Origin of the sequence: Mycobacterium sp., assembly GCF_035506235.1 — a bacterium.
Classification (GTDB): domain Bacteria; phylum Actinomycetota; class Actinomycetes; order Mycobacteriales; family Mycobacteriaceae; genus Mycobacterium.
In genome coordinates, this window is sequence record NZ_DATJPU010000198.1 from 1 (window position 1) to 7,333 (window position 7,333).

6 protein-coding genes are annotated in these 7,333 nt (G+C 65.1%); 5 read left to right on the forward strand and 1 reads right to left on the reverse strand.

Features of this window, described 5'->3' with window-relative positions; translation table 11 throughout:
• Positions 1–132 precede the first annotated feature (132 nt).
• Both VMD50_RS18630 and VMD50_RS18635 read left to right on the forward strand, forming a co-directional pair.
• A complete protein-coding gene (locus tag VMD50_RS18630) occupies positions 133–426 on the forward strand; it encodes a hypothetical protein (protein ID WP_325429441.1) in 294 nt (97 codons plus the stop codon).
• A gap of 101 nt (positions 427–527) precedes the next feature.
• Positions 528–1,010, forward strand: a complete 483-nt coding sequence (locus VMD50_RS18635; protein ID WP_325429443.1) for a hypothetical protein — start codon at positions 528–530, stop codon at positions 1,008–1,010.
• 17 nt (positions 1,011–1,027) lie between these two features.
• Here the strand turns inward: VMD50_RS18635 and VMD50_RS18640 are convergent, their stop codons facing one another.
• Entirely contained in the window at positions 1,028–1,285 is a 258-nt protein-coding gene (locus VMD50_RS18640; protein WP_325429446.1) for a hypothetical protein, read from the reverse strand.
• Positions 1,286–2,401: 1,116 nt separating this feature from the next.
• On the opposite strand from VMD50_RS18640, the gene VMD50_RS18645 reads away from it, so the two are divergent.
• From VMD50_RS18645 to eccCa, 3 genes are all read left to right on the forward strand, one after another.
• Positions 2,402–3,343 carry a hypothetical protein gene (locus VMD50_RS18645; protein ID WP_325429448.1) on the forward strand — a complete coding sequence of 314 codons (942 nt, stop codon included), beginning with the start codon at positions 2,402–2,404 and terminating at the stop codon, positions 3,341–3,343.
• A 553-nt stretch (positions 3,344–3,896) separates the two neighbouring features.
• The gene (eccB, locus tag VMD50_RS18650; RefSeq protein WP_325429450.1) at positions 3,897–5,381 is read left to right on the forward strand and encodes a type VII secretion protein EccB; all 1,485 of its coding nucleotides are present in this window, start codon (positions 3,897–3,899) and stop codon (positions 5,379–5,381) included.
• Positions 5,382–7,333, forward strand: a 1,952-nt coding sequence (gene eccCa / locus VMD50_RS18655; protein WP_325429452.1) for a type VII secretion protein EccCa, incomplete at its 3' end; no start/stop codon positions are given.

The following is a 7,333-nucleotide window of genomic DNA, read 5'->3' on the forward strand; positions in this document are numbered from 1 at the left end:
AACTACCTCGAATTGGTGACTATTGTCGCGGATGCCAGGCGGTTCGGTGTCCCGGTGCCGTCGGATATTGCAGCGCTAGCGCAAGGTAAGTAAGACAAAGAGGGCAAATCGCACACCAGGGTAGGTGATTCGATGAGTGCAGTGCGGTTACAGGTTGATCATGCCGCCCCCACGGTGGCGGCAAAGGTGGCCGCGGAATCCCAGACCGCACCACCGGTGCCACAACCGGCACCGGCCGCTGGTGCGAACGAATTCGACGCGGTCGGCACGTTGCTGCTGGCGTGGGCTGGCTCAACGCATCAGGCGATATCTACTGCGGTGCGGGTACGGGCTGGAGTTCTTGGTGAATGCTCGGCATCGGGTTTCGCGACGGTCGCTGACATGGATGATGGGAATGCGGCTGATCTTCGGGTGGGGGAGTTGTGACCCAGCCCGTTCCGCCGCCGCTGGACGTCCAGCCTCAGCCCGCGCCGCATCCCCTGGGAGGTCGCGCTGTAAACGCGGTGCCGACTCGATGGCAGAGGGCGTTGCTGATCGCGATGATGGCGGCCGCGGCTGTGGCCGCGCTCGTTATGAGCGGCATCGCACTGGCGCGCCAAGCAGCGCCATCCGGACCGGCATCGAGCCCGGCACCAAGTGCAGTCGCACCCAGCCCAGGCGACGTAGCAGCCGCGAAGAAGACTGCGTGCGATGCCTGGAGCGCGGCATCGGCTGCGATGGTGGCCGCACGGCAACCGTTCGTCGATTCACCCCCAAACTGGAACGACCCGGTAACTGTTCGCGCGTTAGTTCAGACGCAAGCGGGCATCCTGATCCAAGTCGAATATCTACGCCAGCACGTCAGCCCCGCGACACCTGCCGAGGTGGCCGGCCCGATCGACGACTACATTCGAGCAAGCATTGATTTGGCTGCTCTTGATGGGCAACATCAATCGGCGACGGTTGCGAACGCCGCAGCGGACCGTGGTGTCGCAGCCGCGGCGAAAGTTCGGACTGCCTGCGGGTTGTAGCCGAAATGCCCGCTACGTCACCGTCGAACCGGCCCTACTCGCAGCGGATCGTCCCTGCATGGCTGTGGCCGCAAACCCAGGCCGCCGCTGACGTCGTGGCACAGGGTTTTGCCGCTGCCCGCCCGGTCGCCGAACAGAAAGCGAATGACTACCGTGTCGCGGCGGGGCAGCTTTCGGAGCTGACTGGGGGTGAGATGAGCGAAGCCGTGGTGGCAGCGCATCAACGTCTCGCTGTCGACCATGCCAACCACGCGAGCATTCTCGACGATCTTCATGCGGCTGCTGTATACGTGGGCGACCTGGGCAACAGACTAGCCATGGCCCTAGATAGCATCGATTCCCAAGCACATCAAGAGATCTCGGCGTCTCCTCCCGAGGCCCGCGAAGGGATTATTGACGCATATCATGTTATTGCTTTGACGGCCCACGAAGACTTCACCGAAACCTTGAGAAACTACTACACATTCGTGTCAGGTCAGGTGAATCCCATTGCCGCGGAGGTCATCGGAAGAACACCACCGGGAGACTCCACTGCCCATGCACTCAGCAACGATCCGCAGCATCGCGGCGAGAAATCGGACGAAACTTCGCCGAGCAAAGGTGGAAAGGATGCTGAGTCCAGCTCGGGAGCGACTGGGCCGATTGCCTCAGGGACCGTACCTGGCGACCCGCGGCGGCGGGGTGACTTGTCAAACGGCCCAATCGGCGCTCCCTCTTTGCCCGCTCCGAGTGCGCCACCGCCGTCACCGTCGGTCGGTGGCTTGGCGGGTGCCGGTGGCGGTTTGCCTGGTGGGTTTTCGGGCGTAGGTGGCGGTAATGCGTTGTCGTCGTTGGCGTCTGGTGCTGGTCAGATGCCGTCCGGTTCGCCGGCGGGGCTAGCTGGTCTGCCAGCGGGGGCCGGGGGTGGGCCGAGTGCGGTGGCGCAGGCCGCGCAGGTTGGTCAGCCGTTTACCTCTAGTTTGGCCGCGGGCGCAGGTACCGGCTCTGCGGTTCCATCGGTGCCCGCGACCCCGAAGGTGGTGGCGCCACCGATCGAGGCGGCGGGATCGTTGCCGCCACCAGCGTCAGCCGCACCTGCCTCGGTAGCCGGGGCGCCTACCGGCCTGGCATCGTCGGGGGCGCATACGCCTGCGCCAACTGGTGGTTCACCGCCTGGCGGTTTGTCGGCGTCTGCAGCGCCGCCGTCGATGATGTTGCCTTCGCCTGGGATGGGAGCTCCCGCGGCTGGGATTTCGCCTGGTGTGCCCGGGTCGGGGTCTGCAGCGCCGGTGCCGGGGGGATCGACGGCTCCTCTCACGCCGCTGCCGGGGGCATTGGCGAGCGCGGGTCCGACGTTGGTGCCGGCCAGCGTGGTGGCCCCGGCCGCGGGGGCGGCGCGTGGGGAGCGGCCGGTGTCGCCGGATGTGGCTGCGGCGAACGCGTTGGCGTGGGAGCTGCAGGCTGCGTGCGATAAGCGGGGGTATCCGCTGTCCTGGGCTGTGGGGGTGTTCCGCTCGCCGGCGGGTAGCGAGACAGTGGTGATGTCGAACGACGGCTCGGGTTATGTGCCGCCGGGGGTGTTCGTGCCGCGGAATGTGCGGCTTCTGGTGGCTGACCCGTTGGTGGATAAAGCGTTTCGGGATCGTTGGTTTGGCTGGGCTGATCCAGCGCGGGTGCTGGTGGAGTATGCGGGCGTGCGCGCGCGCACCGAGTGGAAACTGGTGGCGGCCGCAGCGAACGATTCGGTGGCGGGTTTTCGGGGGGCGGGTGTGGAGCATGGCGAGCCTTGTAAACGCGAGCGGTGTCCGTTGGCGAGGGATTGGTCGCTGCCGGCGCTGGATGAGTTGCATGTGCACCGGTTGCAGCTGGAGTATCCGGACCTCTATGACCGGCTGCAGCGGCTGGCCGGGGCACAGCCGGCCCTGCAGGAGCGGGTGATCCTGCCGATCAGCGGGCGATTAGTGGATTCGGCGAAATCGGCTGTGGGTGTGGAGGTTCCGCCGATATTGCGTGCGATATGGACGACGCTGACGGCCGGCAACGAGCCAACGCCGGCGGTATGGGAGAAGTACGACGCGGAAAACGCGGTGTTCGCCGTGCTGCCCGCCGCGCATCGGCCCGGAGGGTTTGAAAGTGGACCGCAGCAGCCAGAGGACGTTCCCTCGGGCAGTGGCGAGTTTTACCGCAGCCAGTGGTTTGTGGCCCGAACCCTGGAGCACATTGGCGGTTGGTCGACTCGACCGTTACCGCTGGCGGATATGGTTTACGCGGCGGCCGCGATTACCACCGCCGATATCCGCGAGCAGCTCGAGCCGAGTCTGCGGGAAATCGAGCACGAATTGCGACGGTCATAGCCGGCGCCGGTGCGCCCGATGGACGTCATGGGCGAGAGCTGGGGTGTTGCCGTTCGTTGTGAGCGTTAAATTTGGTGCGTCATATCCAAGTTCGGCGCGCAAAGATTTTTTCAGAGAAGGAGCGCTAACAGACATGGCAGACGACACCAGCTCGTTGAGCTTGCTGAGACGACACCCCTTTTGGTGGTTCGTGGTAGCCCCGGCTGGCCTTGCTGGCTCGGTGTGGGGGAAGCGCTTAGGCGAGGACCATCCCCTTCTGGGTCATATCGTTTTCATCTTCGGCCTGGTGCTTATCGCGATTGGTCACGGCTGGGCCATCAACTGGGCGTACGTTCGTCTCGCCGGTCAAGGGGCAGGTCGATAGCGGAGTTGGTGTTGTCGAGCGTCAATCCCACGCCTTCTGTACGACTATTGACCAGGCTCCGATGGTTCCTCGCGCGGGGTCAACGCGACAGCAGCCGGTGGGCGGCTGTTGCGTGGCTGGTTGACCGCGGATTGGTTTGGTTTGGACGCGGCGGTAGCGGGGTGTTGGGTTGGACGGTACGGTGCCGGTGTGCCGTTGAATTTGGCGTCGAAGACGCAGGTGAGTGGGCACTATTTTGTGCGCCGGCGGCTGAGTTTCGCGTTGCTTCGCCGGTCGGTGCGCATGCAGGTGGACCCGGTGCGGTGGCAGCGCACGATGCTGATGCTCTCGGCCGTGGTCGGTGTGGTGATGCTGGTGGGGGCGTTTCTGATCGGCTGGTTTCGCCCGGCCGGGCTAGTGGGGACGTCGAAGATCGTGGCGGACCGCAAGCTGGGCACCTTGTATGTGTCGGTGGATGGGCGGTTGCACCCGGCGCTGAATTTGGTGTCGGCGCAGCTGATCGCGGGCTCGCCGGAGTCGCCGACGTTTGTCAGCGCAGAGGATTTGGCGAAGTGGCCGAAAGGCCCGACGGTGGGAATCATTGGGGCGCCGGTGGATTCACCGCGGGTGCTGTCACCGGATGTGTCGCGGTGGGCGGTGTGCGACACCGCATCAAATACGATGGGTGGTTCGCCGTTGGTGACTGGGATCGACGGGGAGTTGACGCTCGGGCAGGGTAGCCACGAGCTGGCCGGCGGGAGTGCGGCGCTGCTGTCGTATAACCGGCAGAAGTTTGTGGTCACCGATGGTGTGCGCCTGCCGGTGGATCTGGGTGATCGTGCGGTGACCAGCGCGTTGGGTGTGGATCCGTCGGCGCTGGTGGCGGGCATGTCTCGGGCGTTGTTTGATGCGCTTCCAGCGGGTGGCCCGCTGGTGGTGCCGCAGGTGGCGGATGCGGGCAACCCGGCGCACTTTGACTGGGGTCCGGGCGTGGTGGTGGGGTCGGTGGTGGCCAGCCAGGACGTCGCCACCGGCGGTGACCGGTTTTATGTGGTGGTCGCCGATGGGGTGCAGCCGGTGTCAGCGGTGGTGGCGGCGATGCTGCGCCAACAGAACTCATATGGTGCGCCCACGCCACCGCGGGTGTCACCGGATCAGCTGGCGCGGGTGCCGGTGCGCCACGTGTTGGATGTGGACTCCTACCCCAAGGCTCCGTTGAGGGTGGTTGATGGGCAAGCCGAGCCGGTGACGTGTGTCGCGTGGCAGTGGGGGCAAGGTGAGCGGCAGGCCGTGTTGAAGGTCGTCAGCGGGCGGGGGCTGCCGATCCGCACGGATCAGCAGGCGCGGCTGGTGTCCCTGGTGGGTGGTGGCTCTAATGGGGTGCAGGCCAATCGGGTGTTGTTGAGTGGGGAGCCGGCGACGTTCGTGACGACGACGGGGGCGGCGCTGGATTCGCCGCGTCGGCAGACGATGTGGTTGATCAGCGAGTCGGGTGTGCGCTATGGGGTGCCGTTTGATGAGAACGCTTTGCGGGCGTTGGGTTTGGCGGTCTCACAGGTGCGCCCGGCGCCGTGGCCGATGCTGCAGGTGTGGCCGGCCGGGCCGGAGTTGTCGCGCGCTGCGGCGTTGACGGTTCATGACTCTTTGGATGGGGCGGCGGCACCGGTGCCCACCGGGCAACAACAGGGAGGCTAGATGTCGACGGTGCGGTTTTCGCCGGGTCAGCGGTTGGCGGCCCCGAAGGTGGATGCGGGCAAGATCGCGATCAAGGAGTGCTTGCCGGCGCCGCGGCCGATTCCGCGCACCAAGATGCAGATCATTTTGCCGGCGGTGATCGGGGTGGCGTTTGTGGGGATGATTGTGTTGATCATTTCCCAGCCGGGCTTGCGTTCGGGCCCTATGGGGTTCTTCTCGTTCTTTTTCCCGTTCATGATGCTGGCCTCGTTCGGCGGGATGTTCATGATGGGCCGCTACGGGGGCTCGGACAATAAGACGCTGTCGCCGGCGCAGATGGAGGTGGCCCGACGCGATTATTTGATGGAGCTCGACGACATCCGTGATGTGGTGCATGCTGATGCGGCACGGCAATTCGCGCAGTTTGCGTGGTTTCATCCCGAGCCGGGGCTGCTGCGTGGCTTGGTGGGGTCGGCGCGGATGTGGGAGCGGGTGCCGGGGCAGCCGCATTTCGCATGGGTGCGCATCGGCGTCGGCAAGACGGATTTGACGAAGAAGTTCGACACCCCGTTGTTGGGTGAGGCGGCTGACTATGAGCCAGTGACCTATGACACGCTGCGCAGTTTTCTGTTGGAGCAAAAGTCGGTGCGGGGTGTCGCCAAACCGGTGTCGTTGACGGCGAACCCGGGGTTGGGTCTGGTCGGCGCCGAGGGTATGGAACCGGTGTATGGGTTGGCGCGAGCGATGATTTGTCAAGCGGCGCTGTTTCATTCGCCGCGAGACTTCAAGATCATGGTGGTCACCGATGATGTGTCGCGCTGGGATTGGCTGAAATGGCTGCCACATTGCCAGCATTGGGCGTTGGTCGATAGCGGGGGGCCGGCGCGGATGGTGTGGGGTTCGCCGGAGGAGATGGATGCCGCGGTCGGTGCTGAATTGCACCAGGAGCGCAAGGGTTTCGGCGAGAAGGGCGGCAGCGCGCTTCCGCATTGGCTGGTGATCAGTGACCAGGTGCGGGTGAGTACGGAGTGGCAGACCCTGACTCGTAAGGGCGGCGTGGCCGGGGTGACATTCGTGCGGCTGGCCGCCGAGCGGGGTAGTGGTGTCGGATTCGAGAACGGTACGACCCTTTTCGTGACCGGGGGGATGGCGCGCACCCAGGCGGGACCGTTGGCGGTGCCGGATCAGCTCGATGCGGCGAGCGCGCGGGCGGTCGCACGCAAGATGGCGCGTTTTCACCCGGATAGCCAGGATGCGGCGCTCCCGATTGACGGACCGAAATTTGTGGACCTGTTCGACATCTTGGGGTTGGAGGATGCCGCCCATGTTGACGTGGACCGGGTGTGGGCCGCGACCCGGTCGGGGCCTCCGTGGGAGGAAAACCCGTGGGGGGCGGACTGGTTGCGCATCCCGATCGGCGTGGATGAGAACGGCGCCCCGGTTGCGGTGGATTTCAAGGAAACCCACGAGGGCGGCATGGGCCATCACATGGTGCTGGTGGGGACCACCGGCAGCGGCAAGTCTCAGTTTTGGACCACGCTGGTGCTCTCGGCGGCGTTGACGCATTCACCGGAGTCATTGAATATCGCCTTCTTTGATTTCAAGGGAACCACCACCGCGCACGCGATCGACGGGTTGCCGCATGTCGTGGCCGCGATGAACAACCTGCGCAACGATTCGCTGTGGATCGAGCGTATGGGAGATGTCATCTACGGCGAGCTGGAGCGGCGCAAACGGTTGCTGGATCGAGCCCGGGTCAGTGATGCCGCCGAGTATGAGTATCGGCGTATCCACGGCGGGGAGAAGCTTGAACCGATGCCGCATCTGCTGACCATCGTCGACGAGTTCACCCAGATGTTTAAGCAGTACCCGCCGGCCAAGGAGGTCATGGACGAAATCGGCCGCCAGGGGCGGGCTTTGGGTGTGCGGCTGCTGATGGGTTCGCAGCGGCTGGGCCATGAGATGGCGACCGG